General features: G+C 38.9%; 1 protein-coding gene. It reads right to left on the minus strand.

Going from position 1 to position 296, the window contains the following annotated elements; genetic code table 11:
• The coding region (locus tag HMPREF2846_RS07495) for an SdrD B-like domain-containing protein (protein WP_176745477.1) at positions 1-296 on the minus strand (296 nt) is incomplete at both ends.

The raw sequence follows: 296 nt of genomic DNA on the forward strand, positions 1-296 counted from the left end.
GGTTCTACTACTGGTTTATAGAAGCCACTGTCGATTGTGAAATCATCCGCATTATCTACAACGACTTTGACTGTTCTACCGTCTGAGTCTAATGCTTTGTCTCCTACATTCACTTTAGTTGCTTCGTAACCTTTCGGTGTGTCGAATGTTACTGTGTATTCACCATTGTATAATCCAGTAAATTGATAAATACCGTTTTCATCTGTCACTGTTGTTTCTGTGCTGCCGTCTGGCTTAGTTAAAGTAACTGTTACGCCTGAAATGCCTTTTTCATTTGAGTTTTGAACACCATCTTT

It is taken from the genome of Staphylococcus sp. HMSC056G08, from assembly GCF_001812305.1.
Taxonomy (GTDB): Bacteria; Bacillota; Bacilli; order Staphylococcales; family Staphylococcaceae; genus Staphylococcus; species Staphylococcus simulans.